Here is a 26,452-nt window from a genome sequence, read left to right on the forward strand (position 1 = left end):
GCTACACATTAAAGCCTCTACCTTGTATAAATAACCCTCAAACTACTGCAAAATTCAGCTCGAAAGTTCAACAGCCCCTAATGAATATAAGCTATTTGTTGCCGTTAGGTTATTTTTCCCTAGCGCTTTTTAGTCACACTACGTTACTCTGAACTATGGATTATGGGGTTCTAAGGAAAAAGAATGAGCAAAGCAGTTATTTGTGACATTGATGGTGTACTACTACATGACAACCAACTGATAGACGGAGCCAAAGCATTTATTGAACGTTTACTGGCTAACGATACCAAGCTAGTGATTTTAACTAACTATCCTGCTCAAACTCCGCAAGATTTACAGAACCGTTTTCAAACTGCTGGAGTTGATATTCCAGAAAGTTGTTTTTATACCTCAGCGATGGCTACCGCAGATTTTCTTAAACGCCAAGAAGGCAATAAAGCCTATGTTATTGGCGAAGGTGCTTTAATTCATGAACTTTATAGCGCTGGATTTACCATCACCGACATTAACCCCGACTTTGTAGTAGTGGGCGAAACCAAAAACTACAATTGGAATATGATTCAACATGCAGCAAAATTTGTTGCGCAAGGCGCACAATTTATTGCCACCAACCCAGACACTCACGGACCAAACATGAGCCCAGCTTGTGGTTCTCTATGCGCCCCGATCGAACGAATTACCGGACGTGAACCCTTTGTGGTCGGCAAACCTTCAGCCTGGATTGTACGTGCAGCACTCAATAAAATTGGCGCACATGCAGACGACACCGTGATTATTGGTGATAACCTACGCACTGATATACTGGCTGGCTTTCAAGCTGGTTTAGAAACAATTTTGGTACTATCTGGTGTGAGCAATGAAGCCGACATTGAAATGGTCCCCTTTAGACCAAACTATGTTTTCCCTAACGTAGCAGCAATCGACATAATCTAACGATAAAGATTTAGCACTTAATGGATATTTCTATACTAATAACAGTGACGTTTTTAGCAGGATTTCTTGCTCATTTAGCGCACTTGCCCCCTCTAATTGGATTTTTGGCCGCTGGTTTTGCTTTACGCGAAATAGGTTTTGAACAAAATGAACTGATCTCTACGGCAGCAGATTTAGGTGTAACCTTACTGTTGTTTACTGTGGGTTTAAAACTAGATATACGGACCTTGTTTAAACCTGAAGTTTGGGGAACTGCGACAGCACACCTTGGTACTAACATGTTGCTGTTTATCGGCACACTATCGGCAGTTAAATGGTTTGGCATAAGTAGCATTGGTGAGTTATCTACCACCGGTATTGTTATATTGTCTTTTGCATTGTGTTTTTCCAGTACCGTATTTGCAGTAAAAGTATTAGAAGACAAGAGTGAAATGAATGCACTGTATGGCCGCGTGGCTATTGGTGTATTGATTATGCAGGACATCTTTGCAGTGGTATTTCTGGCAGCTACCACAGGCAAAGTGCCAACCATGTATGCACCACTACTACTGCTGTTATTGCCACTGCGTCCAGTGTTGTATCGTTTGCTAAACCGAGTAGGCCACGGTGAACTGCAGTTAGTATTAGGCTTCTTTTTAACTTTTGTTCTAGGTGCACAACTGTTCGACAGCGTTGGCCTTAAATCGGATTTAGGTGCGCTAATTATAGGCATGTTGCTAGCAGGCCACCCCGCTGCAAGTGGCATGGCAAAAGCCTTATTTAGCTTTAAAGAACTGTTTTTGGTTGCCTTCTTCCTATCGATTGGTTTATCCAGTGAATTAAGCTTCGAATCTATCTATATCGCACTGTTCTTAGTGGGCATTCTCGTGATAAAAACAGCATTTTATTTGCTGTATTTGCTGCAATTTAGATTACGTTCACGAACCGCTTTTCTAGGTGCTGTGAGCTTGGCTAACTACAGCGAATTTGGCCTGATTGTAACGGCTGTTGCGGTGCAACTTGGCTGGCTACATGGGGACTGGATGGCAACCTTAGCAATGGCGGTAAGTATTAGCTTTTTGGTTTCCGCGCCTATTCACAAAAACGCCGATATCATTTACCAGTTTATCCGGCCAAGCCTAAAACGCTTACAACGCTCTAAGTTGCACTTAGAAGACCAACCTATTGAGCTTGGTCAAATGCAAGTAGTGATATTAGGCATGGGCCGAATCGGCGAAGGTGCCTACGATATGCTGCAGCAGCACTACCCCGATTTAGTTATTGGTATTGATACCGATCTCGAGAAAATCCAGCACCAAATTGAAAGTGGTCGAGCAGTAATTCAAGGTGACGCTACCGACTCCGATTTTTGGGAAAAATTAGCCCCCTCAAAAGATTTAAAACTAGTGTTACTGGCTATGCCCCACCACCATGGTAACCAATATGCATTAAAGCAACTCAAGAAAGGGGAATTTAATGCCAAAATTGCTGCCATCGCACAGTTTGCTGACGACGCCGAAAAGTTAAAACGCCTAGGTGCAGATGAAGTATTCAACCTCTACAATGAAGCAGGTGCGGGTTTTGCAGACCACGTCCACTCACAACTCATTGATGGCAAAAAACCACATGAATAAAGCTTAAAATTTGCAAAAAAACTTACAAAAATAGCCAGTTTGTTAATAATTCTGAGTTTTCTGGCTTTTTTTAGCAAAAAATGTCATTCAGGACTTGCAATAATTTCTGATCTTGGCAAATTGAGGGCAATATTGGAACAAATGGCGAAGTACCATTTGTTCGAGAGTAAACACAAAGTAGTTAAGGGAAGAGTATGTGTTCCATATTTGGAGTTCTAGACATTAAATCTGACCTCAGTGTATTGCGTAAGCAAGCACTTGAGATGTCAAAACGTTTACGCCACCGAGGCCCGGATTGGTCAGGTATTTACACTTCAAAAAATGCCATCTTAGTGCATGAGCGTTTATCTATCGTAGACGTAAATACCGGCGCACAACCTCTTTATAATCCCGAAAAAACTCATGCTCTTGCTGTTAATGGTGAGATCTACAACCACAAAGATCTTAAAGCACAGCTTAACGTTGATTTTCAATTTCAGACCGAGTCTGACTGTGAAATCATCTTGGCCTTGTACAAAGAAAAAGGCATTGAGTTCTTAGATGACCTAAATGGTATCTTCGGTTTCTGCTTGTACGATTCTGAAGAAGACGCCTACCTAATTGGTCGAGACCATATTGGTATTATTCCTCTTTATACTGGCTACGACGAGCATGGTAATTTTTACGTTGCCTCAGAAATGAAAGCGCTAACGCCAATTTGTAAAACAGTAAGCGAATTCCCTCCGGGTCACTACTTGTACAGCAAAAACGGTGAACCGGTTAAATACTACAAGCGCGATTGGATGGACTACAAAAATGTAGAAAACAATGACGCCAGTGTAGATGATTTAAAAGTCGCTTTAGAAGCTGCAGTAAAACGCCAGCTGATGTGTGACGTTCCTTACGGTGTATTGCTATCTGGTGGTTTAGATTCTTCGGTTATTTCTGCAATCACTAAAATGTATGCCGACAAGCGTGTTGAAGATAACGACAACTCTGAAGCTTGGTGGCCACAATTGCACTCGTTTGCGGTTGGCCTAGTAGGCTCGCCAGACTTAATCGCTGCGCAAAAAGTTGCCGACCATTTAGGTACAGTTCACCACGAAATTCACTTTACTGTTCAAGAAGGTATTGACGCACTTAAAGATGTTATTTACCACCTTGAAACCTACGATGTAACCACTATTCGTGCATCTACCCCAATGTACTTAATGGCGCGTAAAATTAAGGCTATGGGTATTAAAATGGTACTTTCTGGTGAAGGTGCTGACGAAATCTTCGGTGGTTACTTGTACTTCCACAAAGCACCAAACGCTCAAGAATTCCACGAAGAAACACTTCGTAAGCTCGAGAAACTGCACATGTTCGACTGTAACCGAGCGAACAAATCTCTTGCTGCTTGGGGCATTGAAGGCCGTGTACCATTCTTAGACAAAGAGTTCATGGATGTTGCCATGCGCATAAACCCAGAAGCTAAGATGTGTGCAGGCGATAAAATTGAGAAGCACATTGTTCGTGAAGCTTTTGAAGGTTACTTACCTGCTGAAGTGGCTTGGCGTCAAAAAGAGCAATTCTCAGATGGTGTGGGTTACTCGTGGATTGACAGCTTAAAAGAATTGGTTGAACTTGAAGTATCTGATCAAGAATTGGCAAACGCGGCCTTCCGCTTCCCAATTAACACGCCCGATACCAAAGAAGCATACTACTACCGCAGCATGTTTGAAGAGCACTTCCCACAGGATTCTGCCGCAGAATGTGTGCCACATGGTAAGTCTGTAGCATGTTCAACTCCTGAAGCGATTGCTTGGGATGAGAGCTTTGCCAACAACGCCGATCCTTCTGGTCGTGCTGTATTGTCAGTACACAATGAAGCCTACTAAGACTTAAGCACTTAGTGTTAAACCAAAAAACCGATGCTGTAGCATCGGTTTTTTATTTCACGCTAATCAAGCTATAAGGTTAGTATCATGGCGTTTCAATCAAGCCATGCAAACTACATAAGCTGTAGTAAACGAGGTTTCTTGAAAAGCTTTAAGGCCCGTTGCAGAAAACTCTACTGGCATTGGGTTATCTTTAAGTACTTGCTTTGATTTAGTGGCAGATACTAGCTCCACGTTAAGTTCGCTAATTAACTCGATAGCTGCTTCTAATTTAAAGCCTACCGCACCACCAGCAAATTTACCTTTCATTGGGCGCTGCTTAATCGCCACTTTCTCAACCTTGTAATCACTCATCAATTTAGCAAAGGCAAACTGAAAGTCACGTAAGTGCTGAGTGCTATTTATGTCGCTTAAAGTAAGACGGCGCACGCGACAATCGGGGATTTGAAATAAACCGTCTTCAAGCGTTAATAAGCTCACTATTACTTCATTACTTTTTATTTCTACACCGCATACTTTCATTTATATACCTACTTAAAATTTTACTCGTGCCACTTAAGTGTTACACAAAAAAGGCCGCTAAGCGGCCTAATTAATTAGCTAAGCACTCGCTAGCTTAAAATGGCATCTTCATACCTGGTGGCATTTGCATACCGCCAGTAACATCAGCCATCTTCTCTTTACTGGTTTCTTCTACGCGGCGCACAGCATCATTAACGGCTGCGGCAAGTAGATCTTCAATCATGTCTTTATCATCGTCCATTAGGCTCTCGTCTAGCTCAACACGACGAACGTTATGGTTACCAAGCATAACAACTTTTACCAAGCCTGCACCTGACTCACCTGTAACTTCCATTTTGGCGATTTCTTCTTGAGCACGCTGCATGCGATCTTGCATTTGCTGCGCTTGCTTCATTAGGTTACCCATTCCGCCTTTAAACATAACTATTCTCTTCTCTTCTATTAGTTATAACTGCGACATTACATCGAGATTAATGTCGAAAATCAAGTTGTTCAGTAGTATTTCACACTGTCGTTATCTAATTCTGCGCCAAAACGTTGCTGCAGTACTTCTATGTTAGGATCATCCAATAAACGCTCAATAGCCGCCTTAGTATTTTGTTGATGAAGTAACTGTGACAGCTCCAACGGCGTTTTGCTGTTTAGGCTCTCACCAATGCTAATTTCTAACTCAATACCCATTTGTAAACATATACCCAACTGCTGCTTTAATTCCTCTAATGAGTTAGGTTTAGGCAAATGGGATAGCTCTGGCTTTAAAAGCAACTTTACGGTGCTTCCAGAAAGCTGATACAAAGAGTTAATGGCTATTTGTCGAGCAATTGGTCCTAGCTCCATAAACTTCACCATCTCGGACCAAGCTTCATCATTGTCGTTTGTAGTGGCGACAAAGCTTACTGTTTCTACTTCCTCAACTACTTCAACCGTTTCGGGCTGCACTTGTGAAAGCTTCGATGGCTCCAATGTATTTGCTGGTGCTGAGTTTGGCTTTAGAATGCTAGAGGCACCCGCCTCTTCAGACTTTTTTTCGGACTTTCCTCGCCCTCGTAGCTGGCTTCTAAGCTGCAGCAAAGATGCAGTTTCTTCTTTAGCCGGTGCTTGAGGAACATCTACTGGAGTAACCTCAGGCATTGCAGCAAGCAACTCTTGAGCTTGGTATTCGGCAGCATAATTAGGCTCTTCATATTCAGCCTCAGCATTCATGTCGGCAAACTGGGCATAATAACTATCATCAACCGTTGCTTGATCTGCACTAACAGCGGCTTGCTTGGTATTAACCTGAGAAGCAGTTTGAGTTGATGAAGATGGTGTTTGAGAAGGCGAATGGCTTGCTACTGGTGGCTTATTCCCTATACCCGCTTCTGCTGTAGCTGGCTCTACTGGGCTGGCAACAGGCTGTTGCTGTTGCTGTTGCTGTTGCTGTTGCTCAGAATAATCACCACGTAACTGATTTTTCAGCTTGGCAATGCTCTGCTCTCGCTGCACAACTCGCTCATCTTTATCAACAGGATCCGGTGCATTATCGCTAACACGTGAAACTGCAGCAGCGGTAGGCATTTCGTAACCTTGTTGCGTCGCCTGTTCTAGAATTTCTTGTTGCTCTTTTACTAAGCTTTTATCCGCTAAATCTGCATTGCTCGGGCTATTTTCTTTAGTAATCGAGCTTGCTACTTCGCCCCGCTCTGCTGGCTGAAATGCCAACATTCGTAACACGGTCATTTCGAAACCGCTACGTGGGCTTGGAGCATAGGCAAAATCTCGCTTACCAGTAATCACTATTTGATAAAGTAACTGCACCAGTTGAGCGTCTACTTGCTCTGCAAGCATTTGAATCGTTTCATCATGTTGACTTGCTGGTAGCACCTGCGCCATCGCTACTTTATGAATAATCTCAGCTAATTGTTGATGCAAGTGCTCATAATCAGGCGACATACTCGCCAACTCTGAAATTTTGCTGAATACCGATTCTGTTTGTCCGGCAACGACATGACAAAGAAGCTGACGCAACTGATGCGGGTCTAACACGCCCAACATGTTAAGTACTTGCTGGTAAGCTAACTCTTGATTAGACAAGGCTAAGGCTTGATCCGTTAAGCTCAAAGCGTCTCGCATACTGCCATCGGCTGCATGGGCTAAAGCAGCAAGTGCTGCAGGCTGATATTGACGCTGCTCAGCATCCAAAATGTGAGCTAACTGCTGAGAAATTTGTTCTTCACTCAGCGCTTTCAACTGAAATTGTAAACAGCGTGACAACACCGTTACCGGCAGTTTCTGCGGGTCGGTGGTAGCAAGCAAAAATTTAACGTGCTCTGGTGGCTCTTCTAGTGTTTTTAGTAGCGCGTTAAAGCTATGACGTGACAACATATGTACTTCGTCAATTAAGTACACCTTATAGCGCCCTTTGGCCGGACTATATTGCACGTTATCAAGCAGTTCTCGGGTATCTTCAACTTTGGTGCGAGACGCTGCATCGATCTCCAATAAGTCTACGAAGTTGCCCTGATCTACCTCAACGCAATTACTGCACCGACCGCAAGGATTAGATGATACGCCCTGCTCACAATTAAGGCTTTTTGCAAATAACCGCGCAATGGTAGTTTTACCAACACCACGCGTACCGCTAAATAAATACGCGTGATGCAAGCGTTGCTGATCTAATGAGTTTATCAAGCCTGCTAGTACATGTTGCTGGGCAACAACCTGCTGGAATGTTTTAGGTCGCCATTTTCTAGCTAGTGCTTGATAATTCATTAAATGATCTTGTCCTATTCGCCTTCGAACTCAACTAAATACGTTGATTCTACTCCGAGTGTTGTTAATTTCTGTGCGCCAGGTAAGTCTACCAAATTAATAACAAAGGCCGCATAGTTGATTTCGCCGCCGAGTTGGCGAATTAGCTTAACTGACGCTTCAGCTGTTCCACCGGTAGCGATTAAATCATCTACCAGCAGCACCTTGTCGCCCGGCTTAATTGCATCAGTATGGATCTCCAAGGTATCCATACCGTATTCAAGTTCGTAACTTTCGCCAATCACTTCTCGAGGTAACTTGCCGGGTTTACGCACCGGTACAAAACCTACACCTAATGCTAGGGCCAAAGGTGCACCAAAGATAAATCCTCTTGCTTCGGTACCAACGACCTTGGTAATACCAAGGTTTTCGAAACGCTGTTGCCATTCTTGAATGACCAAGGCAAAAGCTTTGGGATCTTCAATTAGGCTGGTGACGTCTCTAAACAATATCCCTTCTTTTGGGTAGTTAGGAATTGTTTTAATTGCGTTCTTTATATACTCAAGACTAGCGCTGCTCATACCGGCTTCCATTTTCCAAAAAAAACGCCCAAACAGGATGGGCGTAATTACAATCTTTAATTATCTCAGTTTATGGCGATAAAGCAACGCAGTGCTCATCAAGATAATAGCCAAAAACTAAGCAAATATTTTTAATAAAGACAAGCTCAAAGGCAAGGTTGGTAACAGCAGAGCTACTACAAAACCTAGGAAATAGAATACGTTATAATTTTCTTTAAACTGCTGGTCCATCTAAACATTACCCTTAAACTAAATTCAATCAACATTGATCCAGATCAATTATACTTGAGCATTAGCGCCACAAACACCCAGCAAAAACATGGAAATAAACCAGGTTTTTAATATAAGCAAGCGGCGGGTTTGACTTGCTAATTTGCTAGCCGGATACTTCGCAAACCGTTAGAATGGCCGCTTTTTCAAACCAAGGTTTTCTATGCGCGTAGTATTAGCCCCTATGGAAGGTGTTGCAGACGCTTCCATGCGTCAGCTTTTATCCAGTTGCGGTGGCTACGACTGGTGCGTAACAGAATTTATTCGCGTAACCGATGTAGCCCTACCCGATAAAGTATTTTACAAATATTGCCCTGAGCTACATGAGAAAGGATTGATAGATGGGCACACTCCTGTAAGGGTCCAGCTTTTAGGCCAGCACCCAAGTCCTATGGCCGAAAATGCGCTAAGAGCTATCGAACTTGGATCGCATGGATTAGATCTAAACTTTGGTTGCCCCAGTAATACCGTCACTGGGAGCTGCGGTGGTGCCTCTATGCTAAAAGCCCCTCAGTCGATCTTTGATGTGGTCAGTGAAGTAAGAAAAGCAGTACCCAAACAACATACAGTGTCCGCTAAAATACGCTTAGGCTGGGAAAACAAAGACGACTGCTTTGATATTGTACAAGCCGTACAAGAAGCAGGCGCCAATGAACTCACCATTCACGCCAGAACCAAACAGGACGGCTACAAAGCACCCGCGCATTGGCACTACATTAAACAAGTAAAACAGCGCTTCTCTATTCCAATTATTGCTAATGGCGAAGTGTGGGATAGAGAAAGCTACTTACAGTGTAAAGAAGCCAGTGCCTGTGATGACGTAATGATTGGCCGCGGTGCGCTTACTATTCCAAACCTCGCTAAAGTAGTACGAGGTGAAGAAGAGCCATTAGCTTGGTCTGCAGTAATTGAGCTGCTAATTCGCTACTCTCAGCACGAAATCACCAGTGAAAAAGCCAAGTACTACCAAAGCCGGGTGAAACAGTGGTTAAGATACCTTTCTGGCTACTACACCGAAGCCGACGATCTCTTTCGCAACATCAGAGTATTAAAAGATACCAATTCTATTGTGAAGCAAATCCGCTTACAGCAATGCAAAGATTGACCTTTAGTTAAGGTAGGCGTTACGTTTCTTCGCATAATTTGGTCATATTCTGTATTAGATCAACAAAACCCCAATAAAAGTAGTTATATAGGTTTTTAGTGTTTCGTTTTGATTCACATCATATCTCACTGTGAGATCCGGTGTTTATACTGCTAGCTCATTTATTAATTGGGCTTGAACGTGGAATTTAGGGATTATCAGTTGCAACTCATGCAGCAATTAGAGCAGTTAAAGTCTGAAATAATCTCGTTTTTAACTGTTTCAGAAAAAACCAGCTTAAAACTTACTGCAGACAAACTTCAGTCTTTAAGCAATGAAGAGCTCATAGATCAAGCTTTAAAATTGCAGTACTCAGAGCTAAATGTTCAACTCAAACAATTAAAAAGAGTTGATGCCGCACTTTGTCAAATTGACTTAGGCCTATATGGTTTATGTAGTGATTGTGAAGAAGAAATAGAGCTTAATCGTTTACAACACGATCCTAGCACTCAGCGTTGTCAACGCTGTAGTGATAAGCATCGTTTATTTAAGCGAAGAGAAAGCTTTGCGCTTTAACCAATTAAATACAAAAAGGCCACCGCAAGGTGGCCTTTAACTTCTTAGGTCTAATTAAGAATTAGAAGTTGTAACGTACACCCACAGCTAAGCGGTTGTCGTCAGTTTTGTTACCAGAAGTCGACTTAGTGGTCTCATCTTGGTACTCAGTGTACAAAAGAACGTTGTTCCAATCGTACATTGCACCTACTAAAGCCGTTTTTAAGTCTGCATCAGAGTTCTTGTCTTCTTGGTAGTTCCAACCAGTGTAAAGTTGAAGACCCATGTCTAGCGTGTAAGCAAATACACCTTCATGGCCGGTCGCTTTATCAGAAACACCAGTAGCGCCATCAAATTCTACCTGGTTTTTAAATTCACCATACGTAACGGCAGCGTAGATTGGACCTTGATTGTAGCTGGCCGCCAATGCAGTAAGCTTAGCATCGCCATTGTTATCTACTGCAACTTTTTCTTCATCTGTGCGGTTCATTTGGTGGTACGTAACACCAACGTTTAGACCGAAATCGAAATCGTAAGACACTGCACCAGCGTAGCTGTCTTTACGACCTTCGCCTTCATCTTTAAACTGGTATTGACCGCTTAAGTTAACGCCGCCAAAGCTACCGTTGTATTGAAGCGCATCGTTGGCACGAGCAGTACCTGCTGCATCACCCTTATCGTAAATACCCATTGCGGTACCACCATAAACCCAAAATACATCGGTTACGCCAGTAATAGTGTAATAAGTCGACCATTGCTTACCGTAAGAAATAGAACCAAAATCAGCATGGTCAACTGCAATGAAACCTAAACGGTTGAAGAAAGGAGAGTCACTGTTACCACTTGGGTTATCTAAACCATACTCCATAGTTGCGCGAGCAGTAACGTTTTCGCTCATTTTACGAGAGAAGTTTAGGTTAATACGTGAAGAGTTGTTTTCAGAGCGAAGGTCACGATCACCATCTTTGTTAGCAGACTCAACCATAAGGTTAAGACGACCACCAATAGAAAAGGTGTTCTCACCATCGTTATAAATTTCTTGGGCGTTAGTTGCGCCCGCTGTGAATAATGTTGGAATTGCGATTGCTAGAATAGTCTTTTTCAAAGTTCCACTGCCTATTTTGAGATTAATAATTTATCTCTTCCTTGATCCATTCATTCGTCCTTGGAATGGTTTCCTTGAGCAGTGAAGTCCATCTCACGGGCGATATATTTGCTGAAAAACAGGGCGAAATCAACATTTTTTTAATGCATTATGAACTTTTACAGATAATTAAGAATGAATGTAGAAAATTGGCGAAATAATATACTAAAACACATCAAAATAAGATAAAAAGAGCCAAGCAAAAAATAGGGAACGTTTTTGTATAAGGGATAGGGCTTTAAAAACATGATTGATAGAACTGAAAAAACAAAAAAAGCTCACCGTAGTGAGCTTTTAAATGGCTGTAGAACGCTTAACTAGCGCTCATCGCAACAATAAACTTAGAAGTTATATTGAACAGCGATTGTCCAAAGGTTCTCTTGACCATCGATACCATCGTTCAAGTACTCAGCCCATGCTTTCATGTTGCTGTTGAACTTGTAAGCTGCACCAAGTTTGAATGCTTTAGCAGTATCAGCATCACCCAAATCGCCATCTTCTTTCTGTGCAGCGTAGCCAGTGTACAATGAAATAGCATTGATGTCATAAGAAGCTACTAGATCATAACCGTTTAGTTTTGCACCTTCAAAATCAGTAGCTACGTAAGCACCTGCTAAATACAAAGCTTCCCAAGAATAGCTTGCAGAGAATGCGTAGTTTTTCTTGTCACCGCTTACAATAGCACCTGAAGTAAGTGGAATCTCGTCAAATTTTTGCATGTGCGCGCCAGCGTACATAGCTAAACCAAAATCAAAGTTATAACCTAGAGTACCAGCGTAAGAGTGTGCTAGCTTAGCATCAGTCGCTTTAGCTGGAATACCAAGATCAGGGTTACCAATGCTGTTTTTAAAGTTATCATCGCGGAACTGGTAAGAAGCACCTACGTAGAAACCACCAAACTCACCGTTATATACGATTTGACCTTCTTGACGACCATCTTCAATAGCTGCGAAAGCTTCATAACCGTAAGTATTGAAGATATCAGTTGCAGCAACTGCTTGATAGAACGCAGTATCAGTTTGACCAAATACTACAGTACCTGCGTCATCAAATTCAAAACCTGCATATAAGTGACGAGCAGAAAGCTGTTTAGCGTCTTCAGTGCTGTTTTCAGCACGGATTTGCCACTCACCACGCGCTAAACCATAAACGCCGGTAGCGATTTCTGATTTTGCTTTAAAACCGAAACGAGCACTACCCACACCATCAGTTCCAGTACCGTCAATAAGAACAGTTTCCCCGGCTTCTTCTTTAGTATTTTGAGTTGATTTGATATCAAACTGCATACGGCCATAAAGTTCAGCAGTTATGCCGTCAGCGTCATATACAGTTGCAGCTTGTGCAGATGCTGCGAATAGAGCTGGTATTGCTACCGCTAGAATTGTTTTTTTCATTTTTCCTGTGCCTTCTTAGCAATTAAACACTTGTTCCTTAAATTCCCTGTGCGACAGTGATTTCTCGCTGTCTGGTCAATACATTATCAAGCTGGAAAAATTTTGCAATAAAAAATTGAACTTTTATAAAATCACGTAAAACCCTGTATCTACGTGCTTTTAGAGTGGTCAAACTATAATCACACACCATAAAAGAATGTATTAGAGATAAAAACGTGATCTATATCTAACAGTATTTAAGCCAACAATTTGATTTTTTTGCAGTATTTTATGTCGCCACACTCATCTATAATATACAGGCAAAGAACAAGCGGTCATTTCTAAGTTGTTAACAACATTGAGGAATTCATGTTAACAGAAAAACACAAACAACGAATTCGCCATTGGTATAATACTCTTCAGGAGCAAAACCTAAAATTTGTTAAGAGGGCTGCACAAAGTGCTCTTATTGCGCAAATCGCCAAAACAATCGCTGGAGATATCAATCGAAAACAACGGGTGCTTTTAGCTGAAGCTGGCACAGGAACCGGAAAATCACTGGCGTATTTACTTGCCTCCATTCCTTTAGCTAAGGCAATGAACAAAAAAGTAGTCGTTTCAACCGCAACTGTTGCGCTACAACAGCAATTAATAGAAAGTGATTTACCCACGGTGCATAGAGCGGCACACGGCGAGTTTGAGTTTGCCTTAGCAAAAGGAAGGCAGCGTTATTGTTGCGCCCATAAACTAGTTGCAGCCACTAGCACCGATTTAGGTCTCACCCCAAAACAATTAGATCTCAGCAAAAGAATGGCGATTGCTTTGCAGCAAGGTAAATGGGATGGCGATAGAGATAGTTGGCCAGGGCAAGTACCTTGGCAAATTTGGCAACATGTTGTGGTTGATACACTAAGTTGCTCGATTCAATCGGCTAGGCATCGAAGTTGTCCTTTTCATAAAGCACGCAAAGGCTTAAAAAAAGCTGATGTTATTGTGGCAAACCATAGTTTGTTACTTGCAGATCTTCATGCAGGCAGTGGCCATATTCTCCCCGCCGCAGAGGATTGCATCTATATATTAGACGAAGCTCATCAGTTTCCTGAGGTAGCAAGAGAGGCTAGCGCTAAGCAACTAATGCTAAATCATGCACTAAAGGAGCTAGAGAACCTAAAGCTGTTCGACAAAGAATTAGCAAACATTCTAAACCCCAATGCTGTTGCTGGAAGCAGCTTAAAGTTAAAGGAAGCCTGCGCAGAACTAAACCGCTGCTTTAACAAACTTAAAGATGTTGCAAATGCCAATAAAGGATCTTTTGATAACAGTCAGCATTGGCGCTTCGCACTTGGAAACACACCCAGCGCGATCATTAACATTGCCAGTAACTACCATAAAGAAGCCAATAAGCTAAGTAATAGTTTGCAGCATTATGCTGGGGTTATCCAAGAGAGCGTAGCCAACAATCAAATGAAGTCTGCCCAGGCTGAAGCCTTACTGAGTAGATTAAGCATCATGCAAAGTTTATCTGAGTCTTGGCTGGAGGTATTGTTTAGTTATGCGAACGAAAACAACCAAAAAAACTATGCCTTTTGGTTTACCCGTAAAGAAAAGGAAATACTATTATGTAGTTCTCCCATTGAAATAGGTGGTTTACTGCAACAGTTGCTTTGGCAAGATGCTTTTTCTGTAATTGCAGTATCAGCAACACTCAGCGCTCTAGGCAACTTTTCCTATTACCTTAATCAAATTGGCTTACCTAAATTAGCGACGGAACAACTCATAAAACTGCCCTCTCCTTTTAACTACCAGCAAGTTGTTCTAGCGGTTCCAAACAATATCGCTGAACCCGACCACCCCGAGTTTGCCAATAATGTTGCCCACGAGATCATCAAAGCTCAGCGCAATCAAGGCGGCATATTGGTGCTTTGTAACTCTTATCGTTTAGTGGATAAAGTTGCAGAGCAATTAGAAAAGCAGAAACTAAATAACCTTTGGATTCAAGGTCAATTAACCAATCAGCAAATACTGGCAAAACATCGACAAAGCCGCCAACAAAATCAAACCAGCACTATTCTAGCAACTATCGGCTTTAGCGAAGGCATCGACTTACCCGGTGATCTATTAACCGACCTTATCATTGCTCGCCTTCCTTTTGCTGTTCCTACCGAGCCGGTAATGGCTAGCCATGCCGAACTGCTTGAAAGTCGTAACCAAAATCCGTTCATGTTGCTAACTTTACCTAGCGCCAGTAGAAAACTGGTACAGAGCTGCGGAAGACTAATGAGAAAAGAAAGTGATTCAGGTAGAATTGTGCTGCTCGATAGTCGACTCACTACTCGTCGATACGGCAAGCAACTATTAGCTGCATTACCACCTTATAAAAGAAGTGACCATTGATGTTAGAACTGGGACTCGACCCATCTGTTTTGATCCTTATCGTAGGCATAGGCCTAACAGCCGGTTTTATTGATGCAATTGCAGGGGGCGGAGGCCTATTGACCATTCCCGCCTTGCTGAGCATTGGCTTGCCCCCCCACATTGCTTTAGGCACCAACAAGCTTGCTGCTAGTTTTGGTTCAAGCACCGCTGCATGGACATTTTATCGTAAACAACTATTTAATCCGGTGTTTTGGCTTTGGAGCTTTGTTGCTACCGCAATTGGCGCTTTTGCCGGTACCTTTATCGTAGACTTTATAAGCACCGAATGGTTAGAAAAGCTATTACCTCTAGTGATTATGGCAACCGCGGTTTATACCATCCTTAATCGTAAACAAGCCGACGGCCAAGCTGTGCTTCCCAAAGCAGACAAAAAACTCACTAAACAAATGGTTGGGCAAGGTTTAAGCCTAGGCTTTTATGATGGCGTCGCAGGACCTGGCACTGGAGCATTCTGGACCGTGTCATCCATGGCCTTATATAAGATGAACATTTTATTGTCTTCAGGCTTAGCAAAAGCGATGAACTTCACCAGTAACTTTGTTTCGTTTATTACCTTTGTATATTTAGGCCACGTAAATTGGGCAATTGGCTTAACCATGGGTGTGAGTATTATGCTGGGTGCAGTAGTTGGCGCGCATTCAGCCATTCACTTTGGTGCGAAGTTCATTCGTCCGGTGTTTATTACTGTGGTAATGGTTATTGCCGGTAAACTGGCGTGGCAAGCATGGTTGAGTTAGAACTGGAAAAGTTGGCGCAAAAGCTGCGTCAACTAAAGGAGCAAGCCGAACATCGAGATTTACAGGGTGAACGTAGTGCCTATGCCAAAACCGCAGTACTGGATGAGCGATTTAGCTGTCGTAGTGATCTGTTTAGTGACTATGTTGGCGAGCTTGAACAAGACCTTCAGCAAATAAGTCGTTTAGGTCAAAAAACCAAAGATGTAGACTTGTTAAAACTTTATTGCGACCGCTTCGTCGGTAAATTTGCGATGCTACAAAGTAAAATAAGCCAAGTATCCCGAAAGCAAAAGCAATACTCTGCCCCTCAACAACAAAGGATCCAGAGTTGGCAAAACCGCTTAAATAAAGTTATGAACTCTGGCGATCAAAATCAACTGCGCGAAAAGCTCAAGCAACAAAAACAATTTGAATTCCAACTTGAGCAAAAAATAGCAGAAAAAAACCAAGTACTTAATCGTAGTAATCTAAAGACAGATACTGCTAGACTAAGCACGGAACTCCTCAACCTAAAAAGTCGTTTGGGCGAGTGTCAAAAAACCACGTGGAAGCTGGAACAAAAAATTAATCAGTTAGAATCACGCTTTAAGGAGTAATTCATGCGATTCTTTGGGAAGACTGTAACTTTAACATTTGCTTGTATTGCAAGCTTCAATGCCTTTGCTGCAAGTTTCTCTACACCTAGTCACTTCGAGATTATGTATGTAGATAAACAGTCTAGTGGTGTATTCAGCCTAAGTAAAACAGACACTAAATTAGATGCAGGTCCTCACCAAGTTGTGGTTCGCTACGCAGACAACGTGGGCTCAAATAGCAATTCAGAGATAATCAAGTCTACGCCTATCGTGATTAATTTGAATGTAAAAGATGGTCAAGAGATTGTTTTACAAGCCCAACAACCTCGCAATATTAGTAAAGCGAAAAAGTTTGCCGAGAAACCAAAGTTTAGCTTGAGTGATAAAAAAGGTGGCTCTGTTGATTCGAGCTACTACCTCCTACCTTTAAAACCGGGCATGCAGTTTTCGCGTGACTACTTAGAAGAAATAGCAGCCATTGAAGCCAAACAAGGCTCAAACACACCCGCTGTTGCTGCAGCCACAAGCACGGCGGTGGTAGCAAAAGCACAAACACCTGCTGCAACGACTAGTACAAACGGTAGCAGCAATACCAATGCTGCAATCGCTACCACAGCTGTAGCAACAACGGCTGTCGTTGCTTCTAATAACAACCCAGTTGCCACAAGCGCCGAAGTAGCGTTACCTGCGAGTAATGTAGCAGTACCTGCGAGTGATAATACTGAGTTACAAATGCTGCAGTTTTGGTATCAACGTGCCGATGCAGCCACTCGTAAACAGTTTCAAATTTGGGTAATCCAACAACAGTAAACTACTTTTTCGATGACCTGAATTAATATCAATTCAGGTCATTTTGCCTACCTATTTCTTTCTGGTTCACTATGTCTCTAAACACTGCTCCAAAACATATCCAACTTGCTGTTGATCTGATTCAATTACTCGAAGAAAACCACATTGAGCCAGAGCTTGCTCTTAAAGCTTTAGAAATAGTCACTAATGATTGCCAACAAAAAATTGCCAAACAATCAAAGCTTGAAGACTAAAACCTCAAGCAAAGTAACTTACTAAAGTAAGTGCTCAACAAATTAGTCAAGCCTCTGAATTATATAAATTTGTTACAAACAAATTTATATAAATTTTTCATCCGCACAACAATTCAAATAAACATATTTGGTTAATTTGTTTCAACCGACCAATAATTGCACTATATTTTGTGACCAAAGTCGAAACTTTAGTTCCCTTCATCTATAAACTTGCCGCCGAACTCAAAACAACACACACACGGTAATTCACCTAAATGTGAACAAGGAACTACCCTAATGAAAAATCTTGGATTAGTTAGCGCTCTGCTAATTGCAGCGTCATCTTTGTCGGCAAATGCTGCCGAAGTAAAAGAAGACGTACATGCAGGCGATTATAAATGGCTGCAATTCAACTTGATGCACACCATTGATCAAAAGCCGCATAATATCGATGAAGGCTACAAAGATACCTATTTAGAAATGGAATTTGGCGGTCGCTCTGGCTACTTCGATTTCTACGGTTACGTCGATGTTTTCGACATAACTAACAGCAGCAGCAGCACTAAACATGAAACCGGTGGTATGTTCATGAAATTTGCTCCGCGCCTTTCGTTAGATGCAGTAACCGGCAAAGATTTATCATTTGGTCCAGTTCAAGAAATTTACATAGCTAACTTAAACAACTTTGGCGAAGAACAGCAAGAGCATTTCCTAGGATTAGGCTCTGACGTTAATGTACCTTGGTTGGGTAAAATGGGCATGAACCTTTATGCTCGTTATAGCGCTAAAAACTTTGGTAACGACGATGAAGGTTCGTGGAATGGCTACCAATTCTCAACTAACTGGTTCAAACCTGTTTATTTTTTCGAGAATGACAGTTTCATTTCATACCAAGGTTATTGGGACCATATGTTTGGTGCGAATGGTTACTCAGACCAATCTAACCGCACAACCTCAGGTGGACAAACATTCCATGGTATTTACTGGCACTCAGATCGCTTCGCTGTAGGTTATGGATTGAAATACTTCTATGATACTTATGGTATGAGAGATAATGCGGAATTGTACCCAGGCGGTCCAATTCAAGAAACAACTGGTTTTGGCCACTATTTCTCTGTGACTTACAAAATCTAAGCCTTGCTATTCGCCAAACAAACCTAGTAATAACTAGGTTTGTTTGGTATCTACACTCCTATCTCTAATTTATTAAGTTTAAAATTCATCAAACTAGACTCGAAAAACTCTACGCCAACACTAACTTAGTCGTACTACCAGATGAGTGCTTAAGCACATCTATTCTAGTGGCAATTTGCTCTTTCATCTCTGATACGTGAGAAATCACTCCCACCGTCCTGCCAGCACTTTGCAAATCCACCAAGGTACGAATCGCTAAATCTAATGACTCTTGATCCAAGCTACCGAAACCTTCATCAATAAACAGAGTATCTAGTTTTATGCCGCCAGCATAAGCTTGTACCACATCCGACAAACCTAGTGCCATTGCCAAGGCTGCCATAAAGCTCTCGCCACCACTTAAGGTAGCCACCGAACGAACTTTCGAGGTATAACTATCTTCAACTTCCAACTCTAAACCAGAGGCTTTATTTCCTTTAGCGCGCAGCTCTTTGCGAATGAGTTGGTAACGACCTTTACTCATTACACCTAAGCGCTGACTAGCTTGAAGTAATACATCATCTAGTAATACGCTCAATACAAAGCGCTGCAAACTAACCTTATTGCCGGTCTGACCATTGGCTACGTCAGCTAAAGTGCCTACCACTTGGTATTGCTCAGATAGAGATTGAGCATTCTTATCGGCTTGATTTAGCTTATTTTGGATCTCTAACAAACTTAAGTGACGATTATTGAGCTTGTTCCACTCAGTATCTGCTAAATCTTTTTGTTCTAGCAGTTTGTTAAGCGCTTGCGCTAAGTCTTCAAGACTTTGCTGCTTTTTGCCCTTTAGTTTGGCCTTTAATTGCTCTAATTGCGCAGACACTTTTGTTAAGTCGCTATGATATTCTTCTAGGTCCTTTGCAAGTGCTGCCATTTCATCATCACTAATCAAGGCCATGTTAAAGGCGCTTTCATTGACAAAACTAGACTTTGCTAATTGCTCTGAAAACCTAGCTTGCGCTTCACTTAAGGCTTGCTGAGCGAGTTGCAGCGCCTGTTTTGCCGCTGTAGCTGCCGATTGTTTAGCACTTAAGTCTTCCCGAGCGGCATTGTGCTGCTCGTTTATCGCTGCAATAGATGTCTTAAGTTGCTCTACTTGCTGCTGTTGCAGATTTATAGCTTCATCAAGAATTGACGGCTGCTGGTACTTCTCTGGTAAGTTTTGCTTGGCATTTTCGCGCTGCCCTTGCAACACATCTAACTGGCTTTTGGTTTGCTGATATAAGTCTCGCGCTTGCTCTACCTGAGCGTGCAACTGCTTCTCTGTTTGTTCTGTTTGCTCAAGTTGTTGTTGCTGTTGTTTAGCATGTGACTGAGCCTGTTGAGCGGCGGCCAAAGCTTGCTGTGCAGCATCCAGTTCTGCGCGAAACTGTTGCAAGGAGATTGCCGCTTTATCGCCCAGTTGCTGGCTAATGTTCTGCTGTTGATTTAGCCATTCGCTTTGCTTGGTTTTTAAGGTTTTGTAGTGCTGACGGGCTTCTTCTAGTTTATCTCGCGCGATTTGCTCATTGTTACGTGCCTGCTCTACATCATTTTCGCTGGGCAATGCTTGATGACTCGCCGCAAGTTGAGGATGCGCAGTGCTGCCACATACTGGGCAAGCATCACCCGTCTTAAGTCGTTGCGCCATAATAGCGGCTTGGCCTTGGTGCCAAGTTAGTTGAACCTGATTTGCCTGCTGCTGAGCTTGCTCGTAATCAGCTTTAAGCTGCTTACCTTGCTCAGCAGATTGTTCAAGCTCACGCTGATTATCACTCATCTGTTGGTTTAGTTTAGCCAGCGCCTCAGCCAGCTCTACATTTTGCTGGCATAGGCCTAACAACCGCTGTTTTTCCGCTTGGCTTTCCGCCAATTGGCGACTGCTGGTAAGTTGCTCGCTCAAAGCGACTTTACGGCTAACTAAATCTACCAGCTGCTGCTTTAACCCCTTACCTTGCTCTGCTTGACTATCTAATTTTGCTTGGGCTGCAGTTTGCTGCTGTTTTAGTTTATCTAAGTCTTGAATCAGTGGCTTAAAGTTTTGCAGCGAAAGTAAGCCTTCTTGAGCTTGGGCTAGTTGCGCTTCTTTCTCTGGAACCTGCTCCACTTGCTGCTTAGATTGCTGCAAGCGTTGTTGAGCCGAGCTTAATGCCGCTTCGCTTTGACTTTGTGCCAAACTGGCTTGCTTAGCCTCGTTAAAACGCTGTACTTTTGCTGTATCAAAGGCCTCAATAGCCTGAGCAGCTTTGGCTTGGTCTAAGCGAGTTTGCTTTTCGCTGATACTGGCTTTTTGTTTGTTCAAAGCAGTTAAAGTTGTTTTAAGAGTAGCCTGTAGATTAAAGTCTTCGTCGAGTAGTTTGGCCGCTTGGTAATCTTTATTCGCCACTAAGTACTGTGCTTCAGTTTGCTGCTTTTGCGCTAAGGCTTGCTCAAGTTGCGAGCTTAATTGGGCTAGCTCTTCGCTTAAATCGCTTTGTTCATTTAGATCGGCACTTTGTAAAATACCTTCGCGAATATTCTTTTGCTCTAGAGCTTGAGTGCGAATACTGGCCGCTTGAGCTTTAAGGCTGTCTTCAATTTTTCGATAAATATGAGTTTGAAATAATTGAGAAAATATTTTTTCCCGCTCTTTAGAGTCAGCCATTAATAGCTGGCGAAACTTACCCTGTGGCAAGACCATCACTTGGCGAAACTGGTCGGCATCTAAGCCAGTGAGCATCTCTATCTGGTTATTTGCTTCCGACACCTTGGCAGGGACTAGTAGCTCTTCACTGCCGTCGTCATTCAACAAACTTAACTGGGCTTCTGGCTTTTGTTGGGTATAACCATCACCGGATTTTTTTAAGCGAGCTTGTTCGGGTACGCGACGAATTTTGTATCGCTTCGCCCCTAGTTCAAACTCAAAAATCACTTCGGTTAGCAAGGCTTCATCGGCCAAATCACAACGCATTTGTGAAGCTTCGCGCTCATCACCAGTGCTCTTTCCATACAAGGCGAAACACATGGCATCTAAAATGGAGGTTTTGCCTGCACCTGTAGGACCATTGAGCAAAAATAGTGGATTTTGACCGAGTTGGCGAAAATCTATCAACTCTATTCCAGCAAAGGGGCCAAAGGCGCTCATGCATAATGAAATTGGGCGCATTATTGGTCTCCGCGGTGCAGTTGGTCGATAGTTTGCTTTAACAAGGCTTGCTGCTCAGCGCTTAGCTCATCGCCAGATACTTGGGCAAAAAAGTCGGTGAACATGTCGTATTCACCTTTTTTTATGTGCTCTCGATTAAGCTCAAGCTTGTCTGTATTTGCCATCAAACCGGTTCGCTCGAGGTGCAGAACATTTGGGTATACCTCGCGTAACTTGCCCATGGCATCTAAAATGGCCGACTTATCTAACAAACGCACCATTAGGTAATCATCTCGTTGACTATCGGTGCTTCCACTAGCTAATAAGTCGTCGAGATAACCTTCTATAATGCGTACATCTCGCTTAGCGTTAAGTGCAATCAGTTCTATATTGCTGTCGTCTTCAGTGAGCTCAACCAAAGTCACAGACTTAGCCTGATGCTGCTCGCTAAAAGAATACTTTAAAGGAGAACCGGAATAGCGGATCTGCTGTGAACCCTTGTATTGGGGCCCATGTAAATGACCTAGAGCAACATACTCAAAACCGCTAAATAGCTTTGGAGAAATCTTGTCTGCCCCGCCAATGCTAAGGGGCCGTTCTGATTCAGACTCATCACCGCCATCTAAAAAACAGTGAGCAATCACTACCTTTTTTAAGCCTTTGCTATCATGTTGTTTAACTTGTTCAAGCAACACTTGCATAGCTTCTTGATGGGTAGTTGCTTGGCATTCAAACACTTCACGCACGGTGGCTGGCTCAGCATAAGGAAGCGGATAAAACACCACTGATTCACCATCTTTAGCGGGGAGCTTAATGGCTAAAACTTGCTGACCTAAAGTACCGCTAATATAGAGACCACTTTCACGCATTTGTCTCGATGCAAAAGCTAAGCGCTGCGCACCATCGTGGTTTCCAGCAATCAGTATCACAGGGATGTTTAGCTGATTAACGAGTTTATCTAGGGTGTCATCAAGCAGCTTAACAGCATTACTGGGTGGTACAGAGCGATCAAATACATCACCAGCTACGATTAACGCATCCACTTGTTGCTGCTGGGCAATTTGAATAATTTGCTCTAACACATACTCTTGATCTTCTAATAAAGACTGATTGTGTAACTGGCGCCCAAGGTGCCAGTCAGAAGTGTGGAGAAATTTCATTCAATATCCGTAAGTTAAACCAGAAACCAGCACAAATGCTTTACTAATTGCAGTGCTAGCATTATCGCCAAGCCATGCTTTTAAGGCAATGAATATACGCATTTGATACCAAGCAAGCTGTCAAAGAAATGAATTCGTCAGCGAAACTCGCATAGCGCCTTAGACTCTGGCAACATAGGCCTATTAATGAATAATTATTTCAAGGAAGAGCTGTGTCTGATCAAGGTTCAACTGGCAACGTGCTTGCCGCTATTTGTAGCTTTTTTATCCCCGGTTTAGGCCAATTAGTTCAAGGCAGAATTCTGTCGGCGTTGATGTTTTTTGTAATAACTGCTGCAGGCTACGCGCTTTGGTGGTTAATTGTGCCCATTGTGATTGCGGTGATCGTTCATATTTGGGCAATTATTGACGCAGCGAGATTTACACCAGGGAGTAACTAATGAGAATTTTTAGCATATTAATATTGCTTACCGGCCTTGTTGCTTGTGAATCCACCTATTACTCCGCAATGGAAAAGGTGGGCTACCACAAACGCGAGATATTGGTTGACCGAGTAGAAGAAGCACAAGAAAGCCAACAAGATGCGCAGCAACAATTCACCTCGGCTCTTGAACAACTTAAAACCTTAACTAATTTTGATGGCGGCGATTTAGAAGATGTTTACGATGAAGTAAATGCCCAATATAAAGACTCTAAAGCAGCAGCCGAAACCGTAAGTGAACGGATAGATGAAGTAGACAGTGTTGCAGAAGCACTTTTTGATGAATGGCAAGATGAGTTAGAGCAATATCAATCGGCTAGTTTAAAAGCCGAGAGCAAGCAGCAGCTTGCTGATACACGTAAACGCTACGCCGCCATGCTTAAAGCAATGCGCCGAGCAGAAGCACAAATGGGCCCGGTATTAACACGCTTAAACGACAACCAGCTTTATTTAAAGCATAACTTAAATGCTCGAGCCATTGGCGCAGTTGGTAAAGAGTTCTCGCGCTTAGAGCAAGAAGTTGCTGACGTAATTACACAAATGAGCAAGGCAATTGCAGAATCGGACAAATTTATTGCAACCATGAAGTAAGCCATTAAAGCCATATTCAAATTGAGTATGGCTTTAAATAACAGCCCATCATACATATCCAATCCCAGTGAATTAACAATGCTTACTCTATTCGAAATGTTAGTAAAATCTCCTATTACAATTAGCTTGGCCTTATAAAAACCTCGTTATTTAAGTCACTTGCAAGCAATACAGAACTTACGCACAATACCCGCGTTAACAAAGGAGTAAAACAAATGGTTTCTAAATGGGCTAAACGCTTTTTTCAAATGGCAGAGCTAGTAGCATCTTGGAGTAAAGATCCCTCTACCCAAGTGGGAGCAGTGATTACCGAGAGCAACCGCATTGTATCCTTAGGCTTTAACGGCTACCCACACGGGATATCTGATAGCGCCGAAACCGACAACCGAGAAATGAAGCTGCTTAAAACCCTGCATGCTGAAGAAAATGCAATTTTATTTGCCAAGCGAGATTTGTCTGGCTGCGAGATTTGGGTTACTCACTTCCCCTGTCCTAACTGCGCAGCAAAAATTATTCAAACAGGTATTGCAACCGTGCATTGCCCAGAACAATCTGAAGACTTTTTATCTCGCTGGGGAGACAAAATTAAAGTTAGTGAAGATATGTTTAGCCAAGCAGGTGTAGCTGTTGATTGGTTGCCGCTGAATCAAAACTAGTCATGATAATGCCAGGGTTGTTGCTTCAACAGCCCTTATATGTAGTACAAAATAGAGTAATGTAGTCTACTTTAAGACTTCAAAATTATTTGTCGTTATCAATTCATAACTATTAATAAATCCATACTAAACCTTTTCTAGTTTTAGCCATCAATAAGATCTAGCGTTGACAAGCATTACGAAAATCAGTCACTTATACCGATGACTTTAATAGCTTTTACTTTTATTCGAATCCAATAAATAAACTATTCAATAACTTATCATCTTACGAAAAGTGTTCTTGTCAGCTATGTTTGCATTTTACCTTCTATACCAGTTTGTTGTTTTAGTTCTCTCTGAAACAAAGTTGATTAGAGGGTTAAGCTCACATTTCTTTACGCTAAACCTCATCTAGCCCACAGTTTTTAACTCTCCTCTTTTAATCATACAAAAATATTTAATAATCTGATCAGGCTCACAGATACAAATCCAAAATCCCAATACCATATTTGTATTACATTAATACTAGTAGCGAAGTCACCTCTAAGGACTAATGATGACAAGTTATAAACCTTTAGCTTTTGCAATTTGTATCGCAACCAGCTCAAGCGCTATTGCAGCAGAATTTGTATTTGTGAAAGAAGAAGTATTAAAAAACAATCGAGCGTTGCTGCATTCAGAAAATGCTCCTTCAACGATGACTCGAAGCTATGAGCGTTTATTAGAAGAAGCAAAATACGCTACCAAAGCAGGTCGATTTTCGGTGACCGATAAAGGGATGATGCCTCCAAGCGGTAACAAAAACGATTACTTAAGCATTAGTCCTTATTGGTGGCCTGACAAAAACAAAGCTGATGGCCTTCCTTGGAACCGTATTGATGGCAAGGTAAATCCAGCATCAAAAACTAGCGAAACAGATTCAAAACGCTTAGGTAAGTTTACCCGCTCGGTAAGAGCCTTAGCTATAGCCTACTATTTTAGCCAAGACGAGCAATATGCAGAAACAGCTATAGATTACATTCGTACTTGGTTTTTAAACCCTAAAACACGAATGAACCCCAACATGAACTACGCCCAAGGTGTGCCAGGTCGTGCAGAAGGCCGCCGTGGTGGCATTATTGATTCACGTTCGTTTGCAGACAGAATGTTAGATGCGATTGCGATGGTATCTCAGTCTCCCGCTTGGACAGAAGCAGACGAGAACGGCATCAATCAATGGTATAGCGAGTACTTAGATTGGCTGCTCACCAGCGAATTGGGCGGTGGCCCCAAAGGCGAAGCCTATGCTGAAAACAATCACGGCTCTTGGTATGACCTACAAGTTGCGGGCATCTCCTACTTTTTGGGCAAAGAATCAATTGCCATGAACGCGGTAGAGAAAGGCAAGATGCGCATAGACAGTCAGTTTAGAGCCGACGGTACTCAACCACATGAATTAGCGCGCACTCGCTCTTACCATTACAGCTACTTTAATTTAGATGCTTTATCTGGTGTTGCTCAAGTGGGCGAAAAAATTGGCATAGACCTATGGAACTATGAATCGCCTAAAGGTGGTTCGCTAAAAAAAGGTATTGTGTTGTTAGCTCAATATCAAGACAAAGCGGAAGACTGGCCTTACCCGCATAAAAAAACTCCGCGAGTAATGCGCATGATGCCAATCTATCGTAAAGCAGCTCTAGGTATGAGTGACCAAACCTTATTGGCTCTCTCAAATTCAGGCGATTTTTCTCAATTTACCGTTAAAAAAAACCTGGCTGAAATTTGGGCTGAACGAGATATAGAACTGTTATACCCAAAACAATAATAACGACCCTAACTCCCTAAACAAAAACTAGGCCTGTTAATAGGCCTTAACTTGGAAATGGAATTTAT

The 26,452-nt window shown here is 42.3% G+C and carries 23 protein-coding genes; 15 read left to right on the plus strand and 8 right to left on the minus strand.

The features are described from left to right. Positions 1-183 precede the first annotated feature (183 nt). From K5L93_RS01610 to asnB, 3 genes are all read left to right on the plus strand, one after another. On the plus strand, positions 184-933 hold the full coding sequence (locus tag K5L93_RS01610) for an HAD-IIA family hydrolase (protein WP_220718181.1): 750 nt from the start codon (positions 184-186) through the stop codon (positions 931-933). A gap of 20 nt (positions 934-953) precedes the next feature. After that, positions 954-2,546, plus strand: coding sequence for a cation:proton antiporter domain-containing protein (locus K5L93_RS01615; RefSeq protein WP_220718182.1), 1,593 nt, complete (start codon positions 954-956; stop codon positions 2,544-2,546). Between the two features lie 194 nt (positions 2,547-2,740). Continuing rightward, positions 2,741-4,405 carry an asparagine synthase B gene (gene asnB, locus K5L93_RS01620; RefSeq protein ID WP_220718183.1) on the plus strand — a complete coding sequence of 555 codons (1,665 nt, stop codon included), beginning with the start codon at positions 2,741-2,743 and terminating at the stop codon, positions 4,403-4,405. Positions 4,406-4,504: 99 nt separating this feature from the next. On the opposite strand, the gene K5L93_RS01625 is transcribed toward asnB, so the two are convergent. The 4 genes from K5L93_RS01625 to apt form a co-directional block, all read right to left on the minus strand. Continuing rightward, positions 4,505-4,927: a DUF3010 family protein gene (locus K5L93_RS01625; RefSeq protein ID WP_220718184.1), complete on the minus strand. Its 423-nt coding sequence runs from the start codon at positions 4,925-4,927 to the stop codon at positions 4,505-4,507. 94 nt (positions 4,928-5,021) lie between these two features. Further along, positions 5,022-5,348, minus strand: coding sequence for a YbaB/EbfC family nucleoid-associated protein (locus tag K5L93_RS01630; RefSeq protein WP_220718185.1), 327 nt, complete (start codon positions 5,346-5,348; stop codon positions 5,022-5,024). Between the two features lie 71 nt (positions 5,349-5,419). Further along, on the minus strand, positions 5,420-7,678 hold the full coding sequence (dnaX, locus tag K5L93_RS01635) for a DNA polymerase III subunit gamma/tau (RefSeq protein ID WP_220718186.1): 2,259 nt from the start codon (positions 7,676-7,678) through the stop codon (positions 5,420-5,422). Positions 7,679-7,692: 14 nt separating this feature from the next. After that, positions 7,693-8,238, minus strand: a complete 546-nt coding sequence (apt, locus tag K5L93_RS01640) for an adenine phosphoribosyltransferase (RefSeq protein ID WP_220718187.1) — start codon at positions 8,236-8,238, stop codon at positions 7,693-7,695. A gap of 433 nt (positions 8,239-8,671) precedes the next feature. On the opposite strand from apt, the gene K5L93_RS01645 reads away from it, so the two are divergent. Beyond that, positions 8,672-9,613: a tRNA-dihydrouridine synthase gene (locus K5L93_RS01645; RefSeq protein ID WP_220718188.1), complete on the plus strand. Its 942-nt coding sequence runs from the start codon at positions 8,672-8,674 to the stop codon at positions 9,611-9,613. A 180-nt stretch (positions 9,614-9,793) separates the two neighbouring features. Continuing rightward, positions 9,794-10,168, plus strand: coding sequence for a TraR/DksA family transcriptional regulator (locus tag K5L93_RS01650; protein ID WP_220718189.1), 375 nt, complete (start codon positions 9,794-9,796; stop codon positions 10,166-10,168). 61 nt (positions 10,169-10,229) lie between these two features. Here the strand turns inward: K5L93_RS01650 and K5L93_RS01655 are convergent, their stop codons facing one another. Together K5L93_RS01655 and K5L93_RS01660 are read right to left on the minus strand one after the other, a co-directional pair. Further along, a complete protein-coding gene (locus K5L93_RS01655) occupies positions 10,230-11,252 on the minus strand; it encodes a porin (RefSeq protein WP_220718190.1) in 1,023 nt (340 codons plus the stop codon). Between the two features lie 380 nt (positions 11,253-11,632). Next, positions 11,633-12,685: a porin gene (locus K5L93_RS01660; RefSeq protein WP_220718191.1), complete on the minus strand. Its 1,053-nt coding sequence runs from the start codon at positions 12,683-12,685 to the stop codon at positions 11,633-11,635. A 348-nt stretch (positions 12,686-13,033) separates the two neighbouring features. Between K5L93_RS01660 and dinG the strand changes: the two genes are divergently transcribed. The 6 genes from dinG to K5L93_RS01690 all read left to right on the plus strand — a co-directional run bounded on the left by dinG (position 13,034) and on the right by K5L93_RS01690 (position 18,568). Further along, complete coding sequence (gene dinG / locus K5L93_RS01665; protein WP_220718192.1) at positions 13,034-15,058, plus strand: ATP-dependent DNA helicase DinG; 2,025 nt, start codon at positions 13,034-13,036, stop codon at positions 15,056-15,058. After that, positions 15,058-15,837 carry a TSUP family transporter gene (locus K5L93_RS01670; RefSeq protein WP_220718193.1) on the plus strand — a complete coding sequence of 260 codons (780 nt, stop codon included), beginning with the start codon at positions 15,058-15,060 and terminating at the stop codon, positions 15,835-15,837. Before dinG ends, K5L93_RS01670 begins: the two co-directional genes overlap by 1 nt. Beyond that, the gene (priC, locus tag K5L93_RS01675; protein WP_220718194.1) at positions 15,825-16,433 is read left to right on the plus strand and encodes a primosomal replication protein PriC; all 609 of its coding nucleotides are present in this window, start codon (positions 15,825-15,827) and stop codon (positions 16,431-16,433) included. Before K5L93_RS01670 ends, priC begins: the two co-directional genes overlap by 13 nt. Positions 16,434-16,436: 3 nt before the next feature. Next, on the plus strand, positions 16,437-17,222 hold the full coding sequence (locus tag K5L93_RS01680; protein WP_220718195.1) for a YccT family protein: 786 nt from the start codon (positions 16,437-16,439) through the stop codon (positions 17,220-17,222). Between the two features lie 71 nt (positions 17,223-17,293). Next, entirely contained in the window at positions 17,294-17,455 is a 162-nt protein-coding gene (gene rsmS, locus K5L93_RS01685; protein WP_220718196.1) for a pleiotropic regulatory protein RsmS, read from the plus strand. A gap of 276 nt (positions 17,456-17,731) precedes the next feature. Continuing rightward, the gene (locus K5L93_RS01690; protein ID WP_220718197.1) at positions 17,732-18,568 is read left to right on the plus strand and encodes a nucleoside-specific channel-forming Tsx family protein; all 837 of its coding nucleotides are present in this window, start codon (positions 17,732-17,734) and stop codon (positions 18,566-18,568) included. Between the two features lie 109 nt (positions 18,569-18,677). Here the strand turns inward: K5L93_RS01690 and K5L93_RS01695 are convergent, their stop codons facing one another. Continuing rightward, on the minus strand, positions 18,678-21,734 hold the full coding sequence (locus K5L93_RS01695; RefSeq protein ID WP_220718198.1) for an AAA family ATPase: 3,057 nt from the start codon (positions 21,732-21,734) through the stop codon (positions 18,678-18,680). Then, positions 21,734-22,873 (minus strand): exonuclease SbcCD subunit D, encoded by a 1,140-nt coding sequence (locus K5L93_RS01700; protein ID WP_220718199.1) that lies wholly within the window; start codon positions 22,871-22,873, stop codon positions 21,734-21,736. The genes K5L93_RS01695 and K5L93_RS01700 overlap by 1 nt, the downstream gene beginning before the upstream one ends. Before the next feature lie 212 nt (positions 22,874-23,085). Here K5L93_RS01700 and K5L93_RS01705 point away from each other — a divergent pair, with 212 nt between their 5' ends. The 4 genes from K5L93_RS01705 (at position 23,086) to K5L93_RS01720 (ending at position 26,384) form a co-directional block, all read left to right on the plus strand. After that, the gene (locus K5L93_RS01705; RefSeq protein ID WP_220718200.1) at positions 23,086-23,313 is read left to right on the plus strand and encodes a hypothetical protein; all 228 of its coding nucleotides are present in this window, start codon (positions 23,086-23,088) and stop codon (positions 23,311-23,313) included. Beyond that, the gene (locus tag K5L93_RS01710; RefSeq protein WP_220718201.1) at positions 23,313-23,945 is read left to right on the plus strand and encodes a DUF2959 domain-containing protein; all 633 of its coding nucleotides are present in this window, start codon (positions 23,313-23,315) and stop codon (positions 23,943-23,945) included. The genes K5L93_RS01705 and K5L93_RS01710 overlap by 1 nt, the downstream gene beginning before the upstream one ends. 215 nt (positions 23,946-24,160) lie before the next feature. Continuing rightward, a complete protein-coding gene (locus K5L93_RS01715; RefSeq protein WP_016404080.1) occupies positions 24,161-24,601 on the plus strand; it encodes a dCMP deaminase family protein in 441 nt (146 codons plus the stop codon). Between the two features lie 535 nt (positions 24,602-25,136). Continuing rightward, a complete protein-coding gene (locus tag K5L93_RS01720; RefSeq protein WP_220718202.1) occupies positions 25,137-26,384 on the plus strand; it encodes an alginate lyase family protein in 1,248 nt (415 codons plus the stop codon). Positions 26,385-26,452: the final 68 nt, after the last annotated feature.

This window comes from Agarivorans litoreus, assembly GCF_019649015.1.
Taxonomy (GTDB): domain Bacteria; phylum Pseudomonadota; class Gammaproteobacteria; order Enterobacterales; family Celerinatantimonadaceae; genus Agarivorans; species Agarivorans litoreus.